Annotated in this window: 13 protein-coding genes; 9 read left to right on the forward strand and 4 right to left on the reverse strand. The window is 60.6% G+C overall.

Going from position 1 to position 21,596, the window contains the following annotated elements; genetic code table 11:
- Positions 1-50: 50 nt before the first annotated feature.
- A complete protein-coding gene (locus tag GOB81_RS02005) occupies positions 51-953 on the forward strand; it encodes a LysR family transcriptional regulator (protein ID WP_173568676.1) in 903 nt (300 codons plus the stop codon).
- Here the strand turns inward: GOB81_RS02005 and hpxZ are convergent.
- Positions 948-1,355 carry an oxalurate catabolism protein HpxZ gene (gene hpxZ, locus GOB81_RS02010; protein ID WP_173568677.1) on the reverse strand — a complete coding sequence of 136 codons (408 nt, stop codon included), beginning with the start codon at positions 1,353-1,355 and terminating at the stop codon, positions 948-950. The genes GOB81_RS02005 and hpxZ overlap by 6 nt on opposite strands.
- A 485-nt stretch (positions 1,356-1,840) precedes the next feature.
- Here hpxZ and GOB81_RS02015 point away from each other — a divergent pair, with 485 nt between their 5' ends.
- From GOB81_RS02015 to uraH, 8 genes are read left to right on the forward strand one after another with little or no spacing between them, the layout of a single operon-like run.
- On the forward strand, positions 1,841-2,029 hold the full coding sequence (locus GOB81_RS02015) for a DUF4089 domain-containing protein (protein ID WP_173568678.1): 189 nt from the start codon (positions 1,841-1,843) through the stop codon (positions 2,027-2,029).
- Positions 2,026-3,375, forward strand: a complete 1,350-nt coding sequence (locus tag GOB81_RS02020) for an AtzE family amidohydrolase (protein WP_173568679.1) — start codon at positions 2,026-2,028, stop codon at positions 3,373-3,375. The genes GOB81_RS02015 and GOB81_RS02020 overlap by 4 nt, the downstream gene beginning before the upstream one ends.
- Positions 3,376-3,410: 35 nt before the next feature.
- Positions 3,411-5,006 carry a gamma-glutamyltransferase family protein gene (locus GOB81_RS02025; protein WP_173568680.1) on the forward strand — a complete coding sequence of 532 codons (1,596 nt, stop codon included), beginning with the start codon at positions 3,411-3,413 and terminating at the stop codon, positions 5,004-5,006.
- Positions 5,000-6,301 (forward strand): allantoate amidohydrolase, encoded by a 1,302-nt coding sequence (locus tag GOB81_RS02030; RefSeq protein ID WP_173568681.1) that lies wholly within the window; start codon positions 5,000-5,002, stop codon positions 6,299-6,301. Before GOB81_RS02025 ends, GOB81_RS02030 begins: the two co-directional genes overlap by 7 nt.
- Positions 6,298-7,560 (forward strand): pyridoxal-phosphate-dependent aminotransferase family protein, encoded by a 1,263-nt coding sequence (locus GOB81_RS02035; RefSeq protein WP_173568682.1) that lies wholly within the window; start codon positions 6,298-6,300, stop codon positions 7,558-7,560. The genes GOB81_RS02030 and GOB81_RS02035 overlap by 4 nt, the downstream gene beginning before the upstream one ends.
- Positions 7,557-8,471, forward strand: coding sequence for an allantoinase PuuE (puuE, locus tag GOB81_RS02040; RefSeq protein WP_173568683.1), 915 nt, complete (start codon positions 7,557-7,559; stop codon positions 8,469-8,471). The genes GOB81_RS02035 and puuE overlap by 4 nt, the downstream gene beginning before the upstream one ends.
- On the forward strand, positions 8,468-8,995 hold the full coding sequence (gene uraD, locus GOB81_RS02045; RefSeq protein ID WP_173568684.1) for a 2-oxo-4-hydroxy-4-carboxy-5-ureidoimidazoline decarboxylase: 528 nt from the start codon (positions 8,468-8,470) through the stop codon (positions 8,993-8,995). The genes puuE and uraD overlap by 4 nt, the downstream gene beginning before the upstream one ends.
- A complete protein-coding gene (uraH, locus tag GOB81_RS02050; RefSeq protein ID WP_173568685.1) occupies positions 8,992-9,345 on the forward strand; it encodes a hydroxyisourate hydrolase in 354 nt (117 codons plus the stop codon). The genes uraD and uraH overlap by 4 nt, the downstream gene beginning before the upstream one ends.
- A 326-nt stretch (positions 9,346-9,671) precedes the next feature.
- Here uraH and GOB81_RS02055 read toward each other — a convergent pair whose 3' ends face one another.
- The 3 genes from GOB81_RS02055 to GOB81_RS02065 all read right to left on the reverse strand — a co-directional run bounded on the left by GOB81_RS02055 (position 9,672) and on the right by GOB81_RS02065 (position 21,104).
- Positions 9,672-11,021 carry a cytochrome-c peroxidase gene (locus GOB81_RS02055; protein ID WP_338421289.1) on the reverse strand — a complete coding sequence of 450 codons (1,350 nt, stop codon included), beginning with the start codon at positions 11,019-11,021 and terminating at the stop codon, positions 9,672-9,674.
- Positions 11,022-12,902 (reverse strand): phospholipase C, encoded by a 1,881-nt coding sequence (locus GOB81_RS02060; protein WP_173568732.1) that lies wholly within the window; start codon positions 12,900-12,902, stop codon positions 11,022-11,024.
- 360 nt (positions 12,903-13,262) lie between these two features.
- Complete coding sequence (locus tag GOB81_RS02065; RefSeq protein WP_173568686.1) at positions 13,263-21,104, reverse strand: Hint domain-containing protein; 7,842 nt, start codon at positions 21,102-21,104, stop codon at positions 13,263-13,265.
- Positions 21,105-21,596: the final 492 nt, after the last annotated feature.

The following is a 21,596-nucleotide window of genomic DNA, read 5'->3' on the forward strand; positions in this document are numbered from 1 at the left end:
TATATCTCTTAATTCAGTATAGCGCGTGCGCAAAAAGAGATCAGTGACCAATGCCTGTATTCTCCCGTTTCCTGCGGTATTTCATGAGTGTGGCGCAGCACGGCTCAATCCGCAAAGCATCCGACGAACTTCATATCGCCGCGTCCGCCATCGACCGCCAGATTCTTCAGGGTGAGCGCACTCTGGACACGCTCCTTTTCGAGCGACTGCCCTCCGGGTTGCGCCTGACCGCCGCAGGGGAGCTCCTGCTGACGGCTTGCAGCCGGTGGTCACGCGATCTGAACACCATCAAGGCGCAACTGGACAGCCTGAAAGGACTTCGACAGGGCAACGTGGATATTCTCATCCCCGACGCCCTGACAAAAGGCTTCCTTCCCACACTGCTCGCCCGTCTGCGCCAGACCCACCCCGGCATTCTCGTCAGCCTGCATATTCGCAAAAGCCAGAACATGGGCGAACTGCTCGTGAAGGGGCATGCCGACTTCGCGCTCATGTTCAATCCCGGCCACATGAAGGAACTGACGGTCCGCGCTCACAAGGACGTTCCTCTCGGCTTCGTCGTGCTTCCGGATCATCCGATTGCGGCGCTGACCGAAGGCCGTTTCAGTCTGGCGACCGAATATCCAACCATCATTCCCACACCGCCGCTGGCGCTCTGGCGGCCAATTGGACTTCTGGAAGCCGAGACGGGCGTGAAAATCGCTACTGTCGCACGAGCCGACAACATCCAGATGATCAAGTCACTGGTACAGGAAGGGGTCGGGATTGGAATTCTGAGCTATCTCGACGCCTATGATGAAATTCAGCGCAAGCAACTCGCCTTCGTGCCCATCACGAACAAGAAGCTTCTACCATTGAGTCTCGCGCTCTGCGTGGACCGGTCCCGGCAACTGTCGGCAGCGGCGCGTTTCATCATGACCGAGATCGAGAATTTCCTCGGACAGAAATTATAAGGCAGCAGGTGTTTCAGTTTCCGGTTTATCAGCCATGATCGAGACATGCGCGGCCAGAATCTTCCAGCCATTATCAGTCAATATCCATGTCTGCATCTGTCGTCCGATGCGCGCACTTCCGTCACGCTGGAATTCAAGACTGACGACCGCCATCGACTGATCGACACATGTGACATGCCGTCTCAGGACTTTCCGCGAAGGGGAGCCGCCCTGACGAGCCCGTCTGAACGCGGCAATTTCGTCGGAACCGTAAAGATTTTCTCCAACGCCATAGCGCACCACCTCCGGGCCATCCCAGAAAAACGCATCCAGCGCCCTCACGTCATTTTCAGCAAGAGCCTGCTCATACAGATCCGAGTATCTTGTTACGCTTTCAATGGTTTTCTCATCATTGAAAATCATTTTTTCATTCCATTCGAAAAATATGCATTGAGCCAAACGCGGGTTTTTCAGCGTTTTCTCAACCTGAAGACGGGCCCTGTTCGCACCTCACTGCCTGAAAGATAGCGGTAGTTTCCAACAGGCACGGCAGCATGTGCCCTCCGGGAAGACGACAGGCCCACTGTCGGGCATGAATATGGTCTCGCACAAGATGTTTCCAGGCAAGAGCGATCCACCACAAGAGAGGAATGGTCGTTCTTTTCCTGCTGCAGCACACGCAGGTCCCCAACCTCAAAAAAGCAACGGAATGTTGTTTTTTTTGCTTTTGAGAGAACACGTTACTCCGGCCTATAGTGCGAGCGCACACAGTTCCAAATGGAGCTGATCATCGTTCCGGCGTCGGATGACAGGACACAAAACCCGCTTATGCCATCTCCTTCTGTTTCTGGCTCCGACAGGGCATTACGCGTTGAAACCCCGAAAGCCCCTCGCAGGAGAGCCGACTGATGACTGACCTCAAGCCGGAAGATATTGCCATCATTCAGGCCCGTGCAGCGTCCATCAATCTTGAAATTCCACCGGATTTCCTTCGCGGCGTGATGGATAACACTGCGTTGCTCACGAGTTTCGCTGATCTGCTGGAGCATTATCCCCTTGCAGATACCTGCGAGGCTGCCGGAGATTACATCCCATGAACCGCTTTGCCACGGTTCGGCAGATTGCCGCCGCGATTCATTCCGGAGAGGTTAATGCCAGAAAAGTCATTGAAAACACTTTGGAGGTATTGAATCGAGAAGATCGGAACATTCACAGCGTAACGCATATCCTGACCCATGAAGCACTCACACAGGCGGATGCCATCGACGCACTACGGGCATCCGGCGCGACACTTCCTCCTCTCGCCGGCGTTCCATTTGGAGTGAAGGATCTGTTCGACGTCACCGGTCATGTGACCACGGCAGGCTCGATCGTTCTCAGGAACAATCCACCGGCACAACAGGATGCAGTCGTCGTTCAGCGCCTGAAAGCTGCGGGGGCCATCCCTGTCGCAACGCTGAACATGGATGAATTCGCCTATGGTTTTGCAACGGAGAACGCCCATTACGGCGTTACCTTCAATCCGCGTGACACAACACGCATGGCCGGTGGATCATCGGGGGGCTCTGCCGCCGCTGTCGCCGCGGGCTTTCTGCCGTTCACGCTCGGCTCCGATACGAACGGGTCCATTCGCGTGCCCGCCGCCCTGTGTGGGGTGTGGGGACTAAAATCCACCCTCGGGCGGCTTCCGTGCGAAGGCGCGTATCCGTTTTCGTCAAGTCTTGATGTTGTCGGACATTTTTCCAACACACTGGACGATCTCATCACGACATTTCATGTCATGGATAATACGTTTCCTGATCCGGAACCCGCCTTTGCCGCTCTGAGGATCGCCCGTCTGGGCGGCTGGTTCGCCACCAACCTGTCCGGCCCTTACAGAAACGCTCTGGATAAGGTCTGTGCTGAACTCGCAGTGCGCCATACGGTGGAGCTTCCGGAAGTCGCCACAGCCCGCGCTGCCTCTTTCCTTATTACGGCAGCGGAAGGCGGAAACCTGCATCTGCCGCGCCTTCGCAAACAGGCCGCCGAATATGATCCTGCCACCAGCGACCGGCTTCTGGCCGGGGCCATGCTGCCAGCCGACACCTATCTCCGCGCGCAGAGATTCCGGCGCTGGTTCCGTGCACAGGTCCATGCCCTGTTCCGTGATGAAGCTGACGTTCTGATCGCTCCAGCCGTGATGTGCGAAGCCCCGCGACGGGACGAGGCCTCCGTGACCGTGAATGGCAAGAACCTTTCCGCCCGCGCCAATCTCGGACTTTACACCCAGCCACTCAGCCTGCCCGGCCTGCCGGTGCTGGCCGTCCCTCTCCGCAATCCCGGTGGATTGCCGCTCGGTCTTCAGCTCGTGGCCGCGCCGGACAGGGAGGCATCCCTTTTCGCCGTGGCGCGTCAACTGGAAAGAAGTGGACTTTCGGGCTACTCCTCTTCAACAAAAGACTGACCCACAGACAACAAAAACAAGAAAGGCGGCAGGACATGCTGCATACGGCGCGCTCCCTGCGCGGGATGGTCACTGCCCCCCACCACCTTGCCTCGCAGGCAGGGCTGGAGATTTTGCGTGCAGGTGGGTCCGCCATCGAAGCCGTGGTCGCCACGGCCGCCGCGCTTGCCGTTGTTTACCCTCATATGACGGCGATCGGTGGTGATGCATTCTGGCTGATTGCCTGGCCAGATGGACACACCGAGACCATCGACGCCTGCGGGGCGGCAGCGGCGACGGCCGATCTGGAACTGTATCGAAAAGCGGGACACAAAACCGTTCCATGGCGTGGTCCGCTGGCCGCCAATACGGTCGCGGGCACCATTTCCGGATGGGCAAAGGCGCTGGAACTGGCCGAAAAAGCGCGCGGGTCGGTCCTGCCGCTGGAACAGATCCTTGCCGAAGCGATCCATCATGCCGAGGCAGGCGTGCCCGTCACCGCAGGAGGGGCGGCGCTTGCCCGGGAAAAATCGGCGGAACTGGCAGCCGTGCCCGGTTATGCCGCCATTTTCGAGCCACAGGGCCGACCACTGGAAGAAGGCGACATCCTTCGCAATCCAGCCCTTGGTGCGACCTTGCGCGAACTTGCCGCCTCCGGTTTGCAGGATTTTTATCACGGGTCTCTCGCACAGCGCATCGCTGCCGATCTGGAGACCGTCGGCAGCCCGGTAAGCGCCCGGGACCTTGCAATCCACCGCGCACAACTGCGCCCCCCCCTTTCGGTGCCGATCAAAGGTGCGACGCTCTACAACATGGCCCCTCCGACGCAAGGCGTTGCATCTCTTCTGATCCTCGCTTTGTTTGACAGACTGAAAGCCGATGCAGGTGAAAGTTTCGCGCATATTCATGGACTGATCGAAGCGACTAAGCAGGCGTTTCGCTACCGTGACACTCATGTGGGCGACCCGGCCTACATGACGACCGAAGCGCAGCATCTGCTGGACGATCCTGCCGCGCTGGACGCCATGGCCTCCGCCATCGACCTGCAGCGTGCCGCGCCATGGCCGCATCCCTCGCAGGCAGGAGACACTGTCTGGATGGGCGCGGTCGATGCCAGCGGGCTCGCCGTCAGCATGATCCAGAGCACCTATTTCGAGTTCGGATCGGGCGTCGTGCTACCGCAGACAGGCATCGTCTGGCAGAATCGGGGCGCCAGCTTCCGTCTCGTCGAAGACGGGTGGAATGCACTCAAACCCGGTCGCAAGCCGTTCCACACACTGAACCCCGCCGCCGCCCGCTTCGATGACGGACGGGTCATGGTCTACGGCACGATGGGCGGTGAAGGACAACCGCAGACGCAGGCTGCCGTGTTCTCGCGTTATGCCCGTTACGGCATGGGGCTTCAGGCTGCCGTCACCGCGCCCCGCTGGCTGCTGGGCCGTACATGGGGACAGGAAAGCGTGACGCTGAAATATGAAGACCGCTTCGACCCGGACCTGATCGCGCAACTCGGGGCGGCGGGACATGCCATCGAACGTGTGGCGCCGTTCACGTCCATGATGGGCCATGCGGGGGCTCTTGTCCGTCATCCGAACGGGGTCATCGAAGGGGCGGCCGATCCGCGCAGCGATGGAGGCGTCGCGGCATGGTAAAGGCCGCACTGACACCGGGAGAGCGCGCCGTCGCCCGGTGCGATGTCCTCGGCGAACCGCCGTTCAGCGATGAGAGCGGACTGCTCTATCGCCCCTGGCTGGGACCGGGCTTCATTGCCACTGTCGAAGCCATTTCGAACTGGATGCGGCAGGCTGGGATGAGCGTGCGGCAGGATTCCGCCGCCAATCTGATCGGACGTTACGAAGGTACCACACCGGACGCCCGTGCCCTGCTGTTCGGCTCGCATCTGGATTCCGTTCGCGATGGCGGTCGCTATGACGGCATGCTCGGTGTCATCGCGGCGCTTGAAGTGGTGGCCGGGTTTCACGAACGGGGCGAACGTTTTCCCTTCGCCATCGAGATCATCGGCTTTGGTGATGAGGAGGGCTCGCGCTTTCCTATCACCATGCTGACAACGCGCGCCCTCGCGGGCGTTCTGGAAGAGGACGATCCTGTCGCGGCTTTTGCCGAGCTGCGCGATGCGGACGGCATCACTGTCGAGCAGGCCCTGGCCGGGGTGGGTCTGACACCGCGCGGCATGGCAACCGCCCGTCGCCGGAAGGAAGACGTTCTGGCCTATGTCGAGGCCCATATCGAGCAGGGTCCGGTCCTCGAAGCGGAAGGGCGCGCGCTGGGGGTGGTCAGCGCCATCGCTGCCCAGCGTCGCTTTGAAGTGAAACTGCACGGACAGGCTGGTCACGCCGGAACGATGGCCATGTCCCTCCGGCGGGATGCCTTGACGGCAGCAGCCGAAATGGTGCTCGCAGTCGAACGGATCGCTTCCGCAGGGGACGACCGGGAGGGACTGGTGGCGACCGTCGGCTCGCTGCGAACATGGCCCGGTGTCGTGAACGTGGTGCCGGGAGATGTGACCTTCACTCTCGATATCCGCGCCGGAACCATTGCCCGTCGGGATGTCACCGTGACCGAGATCCTGACAGCACTTGAAGATACCGCCACCCGGCGCAGTATCGAGATGGAGATCCTTCCCCGGGAAAATCTTCTTCCCTCGCCCTGCGATCCGCATCTCATGACCCGGCTGGAAACAGCCGTCGCGGACGTAACCGGCCAGCCTGCTCGCGTGCTGGTCAGCGGCGCGGGCCATGACGCCATGATCATGGCGCGGCTGGTGCCGATGGCGATGCTGTTCATCCGCTGCGAGCGGGGCATCAGCCATAATCCCGCCGAGGCCGTCATGGCCGAGGATGTGAACGAAGCCATCACCGCGCTGACTCGCTTTGTCAGGCTTTTTGCCGAAGATTACAGCAAGACCCAAGGGAGACACTCCTCATGACCGTGCCCGTTTTCGGCCAGATCGATCCGCCTCAGCGCCTGTTGATGGGGCCGGGGCCGGTCAACGTCCACCCGCGTGTGCTGCGGGCGATGAGCGCGGACATGCTCGGGCAGTTCGACCCCGAGATGACGACCTACATGAACGAAACGATGGCGCTCTATCGGGACGTGTTCATGACGCGAAACCGCTGGACGTTCCTGATCGACGGCACGGCCCGTGCTGGCATCGAGGCGGCGCTGGTGTCACTGCTGGAGCCCGGCATGCGGGTGCTGATCGTGCGCGCAGGACGGTTCGGGCTGCTGCTGTCCGAGATCGCGGAGCGTATCGGCGCTGACATTCGCACGCTTGATCTTGAGTGGGGAGAAGTCGCTTCTCTGGAAGCGATTGAAGCCGCCTTCAAGGAACACAAGCCGCGCGTCTTCGCCTGCATCCACGGCGACACCTCCACGACCACGGCGCAGCCTCTCGAAGGGTTGGGCGATCTCTGCCGTCAGTATGATGTGCTGTCCTATGTGGACGCGACCGCCACGCTCGGCGGCATGCCGGTCGATGTGGATGGTTACAGACTGGATATCGTCACTGCCGGCCTGCAGAAATGCATGGGGGGACCGCCGGGTTCTTCCCCCATCACGATTTCCGACCGCGCAGCAGAGCACATCTTCAGCCGTCGCCATGTGGAGAAAGGCATTCGCGGCACGGATGCCGACGATGGCTATGGAGTCCGGATCAGTTCCAACTATTTCGATCTGGCGATGGTCATGGACTACTGGTCCGAGCGACGCCTGAACCACCACACCGAAGCCACGACCATGCTGTACGGTGCACGGGAATGCGGTCGTGTGATGCTGGAAGAAGGCCTCAAGCATCGCTTCAACCGTCATCACGCTGCCGGTTCCGCCATGACGGCGGGGCTACGCGCTCTTGGCCTGCGGGTGTTCGGACACGATGCCTACCGCATGACCAACGTGACCGGTGTGTGGATTCCTGACGGTGTGAATGGCGAGGCCGTGCGCCACCGGATGCGGGAGGATTTCGAGATCGAGATCGGTACTGCCTTCGGGCCGCTGGCCGGGAAGATCTGGCGTATCGGCGCGATGGGCTACAACGCGATGAAGCACAAGGTCCTGCTCACACTCGGCGCGCTGGAAAGCGTGCTGGCGGCGGAAGGCTACGCCGTGCCGCGCGGCGCGGGTGTGGACGCGGCGCTGGTCGCGTGGAACCATGCGCTCCCCGATGCACTGAAGGCCAAAGACGCATGACGAAATATCCCCGTGACATGGTGGGATACGGCGCGAACCCGCCAGACCCGGAATGGCCCGACGCAGCGCGCGTCGCCGTGCAATTCGTCATCAATTACGAGGAAGGTGGCGAAAACAACATTCTCCACGGCGATGCGGGTTCGGAGGCGTTCCTGTCGGACATGGTGGGAGCCCGCCCGGTGCCGGGTGCCCGCGCAATGGCAATGGAAAGCCTCTATGAATACGGCTCCCGCGCCGGGTTCTGGCGGCTGCACCGACTCTTCACCGAACGTGGCCTGCCCCTGACGGTCTTCGGCGTGGCCGAGGCATTGGGCCGCAACCCTGAAGCCGTGAATGCGATGATGAAGGCCGAATGGGAAATCGCCTCTCACGGCGCGCGCTGGATCGATTATCAGGACATCCCCGCGGACATCGAGAGCGCCCACATCGCCCGGGCCATCGCGTTGCAGACCGCCCTGACCGGCGCGCGACCACTCGGGTGGTATCAAGGACGCACCAGCCCGAACACGGCGCGTCTCGTGGCGGAGGAAGGCGGCTTCATTTACGACGCCGACTCCTATGCCGACGATCTCCCCTATTACGACCGCACATGGCAGAAAGTGACGGGACGCGCCCAGCTCATCGTGCCTTACACGCTCGATGTGAATGACATGAAGATGGTGGCGCTCAACGGCTTCACCGAAGGCGAGCAATTCTACCGCTATCTGCGTGACACGTTCGATCAGCTCTGGGACGAAGGCGAGATCCAGCCCCGCATGATGTCCGTCGGACTGCATTGCCGCATCGCGGGACATCCGGGCCGCGCACGGGCCGTGGCGCGCTTCCTCGACCATGTGATGAAGCATGATCGGGTCTGGGTCGCTCGGCGTATCGACATTGCCCGCCACTGGCTGAACGTGCATCCGGCATGAGCAAACTGTTCGAACAGGTCAACGCGCTGAAGCAGGATGCCTTCACCGACCTGTTCGGCGCTCTTTACGAACATTCGCCGTGGATCGCCCGCGCTGTCTGGGAACATCGCCCCTTCGCGGACGGGGCCGCGCTGCTGGTGGCATTTCAGGACACCGTGGCTAAGGCTCCGGAAGAAGCGCAGATGGCGCTCATCCGTGAGCATCCCGAACTGGCGCGCAGGGTGGGTGTGGATGCGAGCCTTACATCTGCCTCACGGCAGGAACAGGCGTCCGCCGGACTGGATCGGCTGACGCCCGCCGAGCGCGCACACTTCACGGTGCTGAATGATGCCTATCGGGCGAAGTTCGCCATGCCCTTCATCATCTGTGTGCGCCTCAGCGAAAAGGATCATATCCTCGCCGAAATGGAACGGCGCACGCGGAATACGCCTGATGAAGAGCGACATGCCGCGCTGGCGGAAATTGACAGGATTGCCGCCCTGCGCTGCGCCGATGTCCTGAAAAAACTGGAGACAGGGTCATGAGCACACTTTCCACCCACGTTCTGGATCAGGTGTCGGGCCTGCCTGCGGCAGGTATGTCGGTCACACTCTGGCGCGGCGATACGGTGCTGTTCGCGGGCATGACCAACGAGGATGGCCGATGCCCGGACATGAAAGACGTGGGGGAACTGGAGCCGGGAAACTATCGGCTTGAATTTGCCGTCGCGCCCTATTTCCGGCGGCATGGCGTGGAACTGAGCAATCCACCGTTTCTTGATACGGTGCCTATCGCGTTCGGCATCGCGGAGCCTCAGGCTGGAAAGACGCGCAGTCATTACCATGTGCCGCTGCTTGCCTCTCCGTTCGGCTATGCGACGTATCGGGGAAGCTGATTTTTTACGGGTGCCTTTGAAAATAAGCGCCATGCCAGACAACAAAAGTTCGGCATGGCGTCTGCTGATGAAGCGGCGATGGACTGTCTTCCAGTTTATGGAGCGCGCAAGGCAGGTCGCAATACCCACAAACATCCGTTGACGGACGGTTATCCGATCCCGTCCGCCTCGGATCACTCGCTTTGTCAGACAGCAGCAGCGCGATTTTCCCCTGTTGCGCCATACTCAGTTCGTACTACTTGATCCCCATCATTCGCTCCGCGCATCAACACGGAGGCTATGAATCAGCGATCAGACCATTTTGGAATCCTGAATGTCGATCGGCTTTAATCTGATTTTCGGTCGGTCAATGTTTTCAGAAATGCGATGATCGCCTGTCGCTCATCTTCGGTCAAAGCGGGTTTGTCACCCGGCTTGCGGTCAAACGGTGCATCGGAAACATCCACGTTTTTCCGGTATTTTTTCGGAATATCGTCATACAGAACGACTTTCCCGTGGCTGTCGCGCGAATAGAAACGCCCGGGTTGCAGATCGCGCAAAACGTAGAAATCCATCACATCATCAAGGGAATGGAAAACCCCGTTATGAAAAAACACTTTTCGGGTCGCTGCGTTTCTTAATGTTGGCGTGGTGAACATACCGCAATAATCGCCAACCGGAAACCGGCCGTCCGCTGGCTGATCGCACACGCCCACGTCATAATAAGAGGCGTCATGCGTCTTTTTCAGAGCCTTGTTCCGGGGAATTCCCAAAGCCTCGTATTGATGGTCGGTAAAGAGTGGCGGTAGCCTGTTGCGCCCCACCGTATCGACATGACAGGCAGCACAATTACCTTTTGCCGGGTCATTGAAGAGACGATAACCGCGCACTTCTGCTGCGGTGAAATGGTCTTTTCCCTCAAGCCAGTCATCGAACTTGCTGGAATACGGATGAAAGCTGCTCTCCTCGATCTGATAGCGAGCGAGCGCGAACATGGCTTCATCGAGAAGGAAGGCGGGTGAACGCTCACCTGCGGGTCCGGCGAACTGCTTCAGTGGTTCGCCATAAGGGGCGTTTTCAAGCGTTGCCAGCACCTTATGCGGGGTCGAAGCCATTTCCGCCGGGTCATAAAGCGGTCCCCGGGCCTGCTGCTGAAGCGTGTCGGCGCGGCCGTCCCAGAACAATCCCCCCTGAGGGACCAGATTCGTCGCGGATGACTGGGTGTTGGTGGCGCTTTTCGCACCGTGTGCGGCTGCCGCGGTGGACGCAGGCAGAACGGGAGCGTTCTCGCCTTCGCTCGCCGGGTCGTCCGGACCGATACTGAAAGCAGGCTGGCGTTCGAGATAAGTCAGGCTTGGGATGGTCCGCTTGCCTTCATCGGAAAGCGCCGAACCACCGAGAAAAACAGAAGACGCGCCGGATGGCCCGTAATGATTGTGCGGATCGTGACAGGAAGCGCAGGAAAGCTTTCCCGATCCCGACAAACTCTTGTCGTAGAAAATGGCTTTTCCAATTTCGGCCATCGCGGACAAGGGATGCTGTGGCGGTCGGCGCAGAACGACCGGACAGGGATTGGTCCCATCGTCAGTCGGCGCACACGAAGTCTGCGCATGCGCGACCGGAACGGTTCCAAGCAGAAGGGAAACAAGAGTGATACAGCCCGTAATGGGCTGTATCGTCTTAGAAAGAGTCTTCATTTAGCCGAACAGAAGAGAGGTCAGGGATGCCCAGATGTTCTGTAACGCTGCCGAGATCTGGCTCAGCAATTGAGCGACAACACCGGAAGTGGAGGTAGAACTGCCTGTCGTGCTGCTGCCCGAACCTGTTGTGGAGCTGCTGCCCGAGGAAGAGCTACCCGAAGAAGAGCTGCCCGAACCAGACGTGTTTTCGTCGCTGGAGGACTGCTTGGAGTGCTTCAGTTCATCCTGCCGCACATCGCCCGTCTCGGGATCAAGCAGCAGTTTTTCGGCATGGGCCGGACGCGTGAAGTCGAACATGTCGTCCAGCTGACCAGCCGTCGCGTCGAACGAGCCGCCACCGAGACGCTTTCCCCCGAGCCAGTTGTCTTCGATGAAGCGGACAACGGAACTCTGCGTCACGAGCGTGTGGCTGATATGGTTGAGCTTCGCCCAAGGCGAGACAACCAGCAGCGGAATACGCGTGCCCGGACCGCAACGGCCGTTGACTGCCTTGCCGTTCACACCGTCCGGTGCCGTGCCGGTGCCACACTTGCCATCGCCATTGAGCTGATCGGCAGAAGAGTCGAACGAGCCATGGGTCGGTGCCGTATAGGCGTGATCGTACCAGCCATCAGAGTCATCATAGGCAATGAGGATGGCGGTATCGCGCCATTCCGGCTGCTTCTGGATGAAGTTGACCAGCTTCGTGACACCAGCCTGCTCATCGAGCGGATCAGAGTAACCAGCGTGACCATCCTGATAGGCAGGCATTTTGATGAAGGAAACGGCGGGGAAATTGCCGCTCTTCACGGACGTATAGAAATCGTCCAGATCGTATTCGTGGTTGGCCGGATCCTTCGTGGAGGACCCCGGAACATTGGTATAACCGATGGACGCGGTGGATGTCGGGCGAGCATGGGTTGGGTTGGCTGTGGAGGCGTAATACTGGAACCAGTTATGGTGCGCGATATAGTCTGCCACGTTTTCGGACACGACAGTGGAATAGGTCGTGCGTGTGCAGCCGGTCGAACCGTCACTGTTGGACTTCGTGAGGTCGAAGCCTCCCATGAAGCCGCCCCAAGTGATGCCGCGGTCGTTGAGCAGATCACCGATATTCTTGCCCGTCATCATGCCCTGATTCGTCGCGGACGAGCAGGTGTCATAAGCCGGGTCGATGTCGTTGACCATCGTCCAGCCGCCCTGACCGTCAGAGACGTAAGGCGATGAGGTCGTCTTCGTGCTGGGCTGCTTGGTCGTGGCGACGAGTTGCAGACCATTGGTCTGGCCCGAAACCACCTCAAGAGCACCCGGCGTCGAAGGGCCGTAGGTGTCCGTATAGGAGTTGTCGCTCATGGCGAAGCGCTGGGCATAACGCCAGTAGGACGTGACGGTGTTGCCGTCGTAGTAGCCCAGAACCTGACCGGTCGTGCCGAATGCGCCGACGCCGCCCGACGTGCCCGCACCGGTGTAAAGTGGGAACAGGTCGGCCAGACCATTGTCATAGGCCATCTGCTCGGCGGTGTAGGCGTGGTTCTGATCAGCCGTGCTGGCCTGCGTGCGGTCCAGACGGAACGGCAGGGCCGCACCCGCGCCATTGGCCGTGTTCGTGTTCGGATTGGTCTTCAGCAGGTTGTTGTTGCGCAGGTTGTTGACGCTGGGCGTGGCCGGATCAGCCTTGAACGTCGGCTCACCCGTGGGGTTCAGCGCCTTTGGATAGGTTGCGAAGTAATGATCGAAGGAGACGTTCTCCTGATAGATCACGACCACATGACGAATGGGGGTCTTCGTCTTGATGCTGCTGCCCGAAGAAGCCGAAGACTGGCTCTGGCCAACCGAAGCGGAGGCGAGACCGAGATTCGGGGTAAAGACGGACAGGCACAGAAACGCGGAAAGCGTCATCCGCGTGCGTTTTACGAACACGATAGCGTACCTTTCTTTCTACTTTCTTGATGACCTTTTCAATCCTCGCCTGCAACCACACATATGAACCATTTCGGGAGAGCTTCTGTTGATGGCCCCGTCAACCGGAATGGAAAATCACGAAGTTGCAGCAAAACGCCTTGAAAAGATCATTTCTGAAAACTGACGACACGCTGGGTAACTAGATTAATATTCTGTCATTGAGTGTGATCCTTTTATGAAACGAAACCACACCCTCCCCTTCCTCATGACAGCCCCAAAAATAAAGCCGGGAAAAGAAAGTTTGCACTCCCTTTTCCCGGCCCTGAACCGCTTCAGACTGGACTCTTCTCTTGCCGGTCAGCCATGTCTGCGCACGCACACGGAGAGCCCCAGTGCCCGGACAAGGGCTTCCTGAACGCTCTCCATGCTGCATTGAACTGCTGCATGGGCATGACCCAGATCGGCCAGTTCACGGTGCAGCATGACATTTCCGTAAAGTTCCACGATTCTCCGGGCGAATGTTCCGGCATCCCGTGTGACGAGATCAGCCAGACCACCCTCCAGAGCCAGTCCCTCCGCCGCAACCGGTGTCATGACGCAAGGCACCCCGCGCCCCAGACTCTCCAGCACCTTCCCCTTGATTCCCGCGCCGAAACGCAGGGGCGCAACGCTGAGACGAACGAGGGCGAAAAGCTCGTCAAGGCATGGCGCATGACCGATGACTTCAATGCCCTCCCCGGCCAGATCCCTCACACTGTCCGGCATGTCAGCGCCAGCCAGCAGAAAATGGATGGACGGATCGAGCGCCCTTACGCGGGGAACGATTTCCTCCGCGAGCCAGCAGGCGGCATCGGCATTGGGAGCGTGGGCATAGTTGCCGATGAACACAACGTCTTTCCTGTCCTCGAAGGAGCGGGAAGCGGGTGCAGCATTCACCTCCCACGGCACGACATGGATATCGGCCTGCGACAGTTCCTTGCGAAGCAGCTCCGCCTCGACGACGGAATGAACCAGAACGGTGTCAGCCTGCGTGATGGCCGCGTATTCCGCCTGTTTCATCTTCCGTGCCCGGGCCGCCAGTTCGGGACGCTGCTGCGCCACGGCCTGACGTGCCATGCGAAGGAAGTGAAGATCCGCCATGCTGTAGACAATGCGGGCCTTTCTCTGGAAACGCCGGGCAAGCGCCAGATAGCGCGTGGCGATATCCTCACGGTGTAGATAAACGACCGCGAAGCTGTCCGCATGCTTGCGAAGGACATCCTCGACGCCCGTATAGAACGGTGCGGACAGCACGCGCACATCCGGCGCGTCGTCCAGAACCTCCCGCTGCCCCGTCTCGTCCGCCGCAACGAAGGAAACGTCGTACCCCAGTGCCGTCAGAGCCCGCATATGTGACAGGAGCGCGCAGGAGCCGGCATCCCGGGGTGCCGCAGGAGACACGCCGTCGATGACAAGTGCCTGCGGACGGGATTCGGTCGCCTGAGCGGGAAGGCCACGCCTGCGACGGGCCCGTGCCAGACGGCCTGCACCCTCACCATCCACCCGCTCGGCACGCTCGCGTGTCAGGCGATCGACCTGCGCAAGCAGGAAGGACAGAACCTGCTCACCGTCATCCGCCTCGGAAGCTGCTGAAATGACGCGGCTGATGGCCGTCTCCGCTTCCGGATCGAGCGCCGAAACCGGTTCGATGACAACAGGGGCTCCCAGAAGGGCGCCATCGGTCTCGCGGCGCACCTCGATGATGTGCCGTATGAAAGGCGAGAGCCCTTCCGGCAGCAGCACATCGAACCCGCAACGCAGCTCCCGTCCCGTGACGGCGACATCCGGACGGCGACCATTGGCCACAGTCACCGCGATCAGCGCGCCGTTATCGAGGATTTGCAGCGCCACCGGCTGGTCAGAAGCGTCTGGCGTCCATGCCCAGCCGCCGATGCGATCACGCCGGACGATATCCACATATCCTTCCAGCACACCCGACGCAGCCGGGCGCACAACCGTTGCCAGTGCGGGGGCGGACAGTGTCTGGTCCAGAACCCACGGGCTGTTGCTGAGACGGACATGATCGGTCGTGCGACGCACCTCGATGACATGCCGCTCGAAGGGCGAAAGACCGCCGGGAATGGCGAAAGTGAACCCGACATTTCCGCCCGCATCCGGACGGGACTGATCCGCCAGAACCTCACCGAGCACCACGCCCCGGTCGAGCACCTGCACCCGAACCGGTTCCGCAGCCCCTTCCACGCGGGCCCAGCCCGACACATGCGTGCGGGTGACGACATCGAGATAGCCGGTCAGCGGCTTCTCCGTGGAAATCACCGGAGTGGCACCGGTCAGCGCCGCAAGACGGGTGCGGATGACTTCCAGTTCAGCACCTTCCTCCACGCGTGGGGCGCAATAGACGGCCTGCGCAGGAACTGCTTCCGGATACAGCGCCGCATATTCGGCGGCGTTGTGGAACATGCCCCGCGAATGGTCGTCGATGAATGTTTCCGAAGGCGCGCCGTTGGCGAAAATGATGTCGTGGCTGTCCAGTTCGATGTGGAAATAAGCCACCTCGTCCATGCTTTCCGCCTGAACGATGGAAACGCCGTTGACCAGCGTGACCGCCGGGATGAGCAGCCCGTCGAGCATCATGGCATGCAGCGGGGAGACCGAAAGATCCGTGTGCGGCAGTCCACCACCCAATGCGCCCTTACGGAAAATCACTGGCAGGACATCGCGATTACCACGGGCGAACTGCCCGGAATAGGCGCGGCGTCCGATCCAGCGAATGGGCAGCACACCGTTTTCAGCCGTCAGGACCTGATCACCGATGGCAAGCTGTTCCACCGGCATTTCGCCACGACCGGTGCGAATGAGTGTGCCACGTCCGTAGCAGGGCGTGCCGTCCTGCACGACGGTCAGCAGCGTATCGCCCGTGGCGTCCGCCGTCAGCGAGAACCATGACGCATCGTAGGTGCCGTCAAGGTCGATGGTGATTGAACTGTCGGCGCCCGTCACTGTCAGTTCGGAACCGCTTGCCAGCGACAGGCTGACATCGGAGCCGAATACCAGATCAGACAAATCGATCATGCCGCCCGAAAGCAGCTCGAGGTTATCGGCGGACCCACCGCTTTCAAGCGTCAGCGTTCCACCGGAGGAAAGGGTCGCATCCTGAATGTAGCCGCCGGAAGACACCGTCACCGACCCGGCAATGGTCTCGTTCTCAGCACCACCCTTCGATCCGATGGTCTGGCTACCACCCGAATCGACGACGACGCCGGACGTCGCGCCGCCAACGATCTGGCTGCCACCGGACATGATCTCAACATCAGCCGAGTAACCCGCATCACCCGCGCCACCGCCGCCTGTCGCCGTCAGGCCGGCATTCGCTGCCGTGATGGTGGCGCTTGTGGAGCCTGCGGCAATGTACTGCTCGCCACCTGCCGCGATCACCGTGCCCGTCGCAGTGCCGTAAACTGCCTGGGAACCGCCATCAATCACGGTATCCTGAGCTGTCCCGTAAACCGACTGATCGCCGCCGGAGAGAATACGGCCACTGACTGCTGCTCCACCTACGGCAACATCCTGGAACGACGCCGAACCGATGATGGCATAGGCATCAATCGCCCCGGAACCGATGGTTTCCATGCCTCCATCGACCAGCGTGGTCAGGCTGGCGCCCGCTCCGGTATCCAGTGTCATGCTGCCGGAAACAACGGTCGCCGCCACAACACCGCCACTGGCGACTTCCAGCGAAACGCTGGAACCGATCGTGACGGAGATCGTCCCGCCACCGGACAGGATGAGCGCCGAGGAACCGTCATCGTCCAGCGTCGCGCCGCTGATCGGAGCGCTCGTGGCGCTGACCGGCGTGCCGTTGCTGTCGAAGAACACCTCGCCGGATGAGATGACCGCACCACCGGATGAGATGGTGTCGGAAACCGTCGCACCGGCCATGACGATCAGCGTGCCGCCATCGACCACGGTCTCGCTGGACACCATGCCGCCGGAACGAATGATCTCGATGGCGCCCGAAGAGATCACGTCACCCGCTGCAACGCCACCGGACAGAACGGTGACGACCCCGCCCGCCATCTCCTGAGCGCCCACCAGCGTTCCGGAAACGATCACCTGACCGGCTGCCATGACAACCGTTTCCACGGCGGCCCCGCCATTCTCCACGATCTGTTCACCCGAAAGACCGATGACCGTGCGGCTGGCAATGCCCTCCACGGTCTGCACACCGCCCACAAGCAGGCTCAGATCTGTCGCACCACCGGAGGCGACGTCTTCCACTCCGGCCACGACATCGGCCACGGCGGCCGCACCGGAGGCAATCGTCAGCGTGCCGTCAGCCGTGATGACGGTGCCTTTCGCCACGCCACCAGACTGAACGGTCGCCGCGTTCTGGCTGCTGTTGAGCGTAACGCCCGAAGCCAGCCCGGAAATGGCGGAGACAAGGGTTGTTCCAGACCAGATCACCATACCCGAGGTTACGACCGTACCCCCGGCGTCGACGATGTCGCTCGCGGTGCCACCATCGAGCACAACCAGGGTCGCACCGGAGGAAACAGTCTCCCCGGAAACGACCGCACCGGAAGAGACAACTTCCATACCGCCGGAAACGAGCGTGTCGGCCACGGCAACGCCACCGCTCAGCACTTCCAGCAGGCCACCTGAATTGACAGTCGCATCCGTGATGACACCCTGCACTTCCGCGAGGCCGCCACTCTCGATGTCCGTTGCGCTGGCCACGCCATAAACGATCTGCGTGCCACCGGAAGAGACCGTGGCGGCAAGAGCCGCACCACCGGAGGAGACGATCTGTGCACCGTCAGCCATGATCTGCGTGGCGGAAGCGGCACCGCCGCTACGCACCGTCTCGATGGCGGAGTAACCGCTGACCACGGTTCCGGCCGCGACACCGCCGGAAAAGATCTCGATATCCCCGGCATCCTGCGTAAAGGCCGCAACAGCGCCGGAAGAGACAACGAGCGTGGTTCCTTCGCCCACCGTGGCGCTTTCGATACCACCACCGGGGAGCACGTCTGCCTCTGCGCCATAATCCTCGATATCAAGCCCCACCGCCACGTCGGCGATCCCGGAAATGATACGTCCCGCAGACATGACAAGCACGCCCGCGCTGATGATCTGACCACCGCTTTCAAGGGTAATGTCGCTGACGGTCGCGCCGCTCTGAAGAACCAGCGTTCCTCCGTCCTCAACCGTTTCACCGGAGACTGTTGCGCCTGCGCTGACAACCTCGAAGCCGCCCGAGGCGACGGTATCTCCTGAGCCAGTCGCGCCCGACAGAATCTCCGTGAGACCACCGGCCGAGGTGACAAGCCCCTCGGCAGTGCCCAGCACTTTTTCCGTGCCACCAGACTGCACGAGACTTCCGGAAACGGACGCACCGACTTCGATGATTTCCGTTCCGTTGCTCCCGACGATCGTGTTCACCGCCGCACCCGACACATCCTGCGTGGCATAGGCGCCATGAATGGTGGTGGCACTTGCGACCGCTCCGGACGAGACGGTGACGAGGCTGGCATCCTCCGTTCCGCTGACCGTGCCGCCGGACAGAACCTGCAACACACTGCCGGAAGCAAGAGACGCGCCGTCCAGTTCGCCGCCCGCCATGACCACGGCGCTTTCCAGCACGCTGTCCAGATCCACCCCGGAGAGCGTTCCCGCGACGGCGGATGTTACGGTGGTTCCGGATGTCAGGAACACGCCCGCCGAAACAACCGTGCCGCCATCATCAACCGTACCGGTGACGACCGCACCGGGAAGAACCAGAAGCGTGCCACCGGAAGACAGAATCTCCCCCGTGGCGGTCGCGCCGGCAGACAGCACTTCGATACCGCCCGACATGATGGTGTCACCACTGGCGACCGCACCGGACGAGAGGATGTTGATGCCGCCGCTTTCGACGATACCGCTGATGGTTGTGCCGTCGATCTCCTGAATACCGCCGGATTTCACGTCGATGGCGGAGGTCGTCGCACCGGCGGCGACATTCAGTGTGCCTCCATCGGCAATCGTGGCATTTTCGATCAGCGCGCCGCTGCTCATGGTGGCATAGGAGGAGCCGGTGAAAGTTGCGCCATTCAGCACGCCAGCGGCCGAGACGATGACATAACCACCGCTGTCGAGGGTGTAGTCCTCGCCATATCCGGAGATTCGCCCGGAGCCGCCGTGGATTTCCACGTCGACGGCGCTCGCTCCGGCACTGACGCCGAGATAACCGTTATCCTCGACCACGACCTGAGACAGGACACCGGAGTGCTGCCAGATATAGCCGCCGGGCGCGACCGTGAGATCTTCGCCCGTGCCGCCGTCCCAGATACGGAGATAGGCGGAACTGCCGATCGTCACGCCGCTGATATCGCCACCCGATGAAACATAGCTGTATGTTCCGGATGTTTCCGTGCCGCCGGTCAGCAGCCCTCCGGAAAGAACGACAATGCTGCCGCCGTTCGTGTCCGATCCGACGCCCCCGGCATAAATGGTGGCGCTGGCATTCAGATCGAGTTCGACATGCTCTGCTTCACCACCACTGAGAACCTCAAGATTGCCGCCACTGCCAATGGAAACACGCGACAGTATCGTTGCCGCCGCATCCACAATGCCACCATTGGATGTGATGATCACCGTTCCCGAGACGACGCTGGCCCCGTCTTCTATGGTCATATCGGAGGTTGAGGCACCCGACATGATGACAAGCGTCGCGCCTGCCTCGATGGTTTCATCGGAAGCTGACCCGCCAGCCCAGATGACCTCGATGCCTCCCGATGAAATGGTGTCGCCTTCCGCAACAGCACCGGAACTGATGTTGAGCGATCCTGCCGACTGAACCACAAAACTACTGACATTGCCGTCAACGCTCTCGATCCCACCGGCCTGCACGGTTCCGGCGACGGATACGCCCCCGCTCTCCACGATTTCCACGGCTCCCGTCTGCACGGTCGTGCCGCTGGCCAAACCGAGGACATCCAGCTCCGCGCCGGAGGAGAGCACTGCGTCTATGGTGGTGGCACCGGCCTCAACGAGAACCGTGCCCTGATCCTGCATCGCCACCGTGGAGACGCCTGAAAAAACATCGAGCATCAGTCCGGAGGAAACTGAAACAGCGGAAATGTCACCGGCATCCAGAGAGATGGCGCTGACGAATGTCCCACCTGAATAAAGGATGGCACCAGCGGAAATGATCTCGCCGCCGGCATCGACGAGATCTGAGGCGCTGGCCCCGGCCACGATCACCAGTTCGCCGCCCGAGGAAACCACTTCTCCGGAAACCGTCGCTCCTGCCGAAACGATTTCAAGACCGCCATCTGCAATGACATCTGCTGAACCGGCGGCCCCGCTGCTCAGGATATCGATCCCGCCGGAGGAAATGACCGCACTGATCGTCTGGCCTGCTACCTGCTGCGAACCGCCGGAAGACACCGTAGCGTTAACCGTCTGTGCCCCGGCTGAGACATACAGCGTTGCTCCCCCTTCAACGGTTACGGTGCTGATGGTCGCACCGCTGCTCATGAGGGCATATGCGCTCGTATCGAACACTGCGTTCGACAGGACACCACCAGCCGAAATCCAGAGATAGGCGCCATCGGTCAGCGTGTAGTCTTCGCCGTAACCGGAAATACGCCCGGACCCGCCGTCGATGGTCACATCAGACGCCACGCCGCCGGAACTGACGCCGATATAGCCACCGCTCTGGATGACATCCACGCCACTGACATAGCCACCCGAAGACACCCAGAGATAAGCACCGCTTTTCACGATCGTATCAAGCGCCTGACCGCCTGATGAGACGCGAACAATCCCCGATGTTCCCTGAATCGTCGTATCTGAGGCCACACCGCCGGTATAGACATAGATGGTCGTATTGGAGGTCGTCGAAGCGGAGACGGAGAGACCACCCGAACTGATTTTCATCGCGCCGATGCTGTCGCTGCTGACACCGCCATTCAGGACCGAGAACGTTCCTCCGCTGGCGACACTTGTGTCTTCTGCCGTTCCACCGGACGATACGATCATCGTTCCGCCCGCGGACACGGCAACATCATCCGCTTCGCCCCCGCTCATGACCGTCATGCTGCCGCCGCTCTGCACGGCACCAGAGGAAACGATTGCCCCGCTTTGCAGCTTCAGGCTGTCCCCGGATGCGACGGTAACGGAACTTTCCGACGTGGAAAGCGATGTGTTGGTCATGACTTTTCCTTCGACGCAGCGGCTGAAAAGCAGCGGAACGCTACCGGGAACAAGAAACGCACATCACGCAACAGGAGAAACGAACGGGTCGTTTCTCCTGTTGCCAATTATCATGTGAAAACCGGAAGGTTTTGCACCACGATACGCTGCGCGCTCTCACCCGGCATCGAATCCGAAGAAAGCTCGCACTGATATAAACCTTTCGTTAACTACTTTCGGAAATGACGTTACGGCAAGTGACGCTTTGATTACGCTCTCTCACTTCAGATAAATTGATTTTTACAAATATTCCAAAAAGAAATCAGGGCGCTATCCTTCCAGTCCTCACCTCGTTTTATGGGCAAAAACGAAAAAAGGGAGGCTTTTGCCTCCCTTTCTGACCTATTCTTGTAGTTTGTATATTTTAGAAGGCTGCCTGGACACGTGCTGCGACGGAGTTTCCGTTGCGGCCTGCGATATTGACCGTTCCGTCGTTCTGCGTGCGCTGATCGA

The sequence above is a fragment of the Acetobacter conturbans genome (assembly GCF_011516755.1).
Lineage (GTDB): Bacteria > Pseudomonadota > Alphaproteobacteria > Acetobacterales > Acetobacteraceae > Acetobacter > Acetobacter conturbans.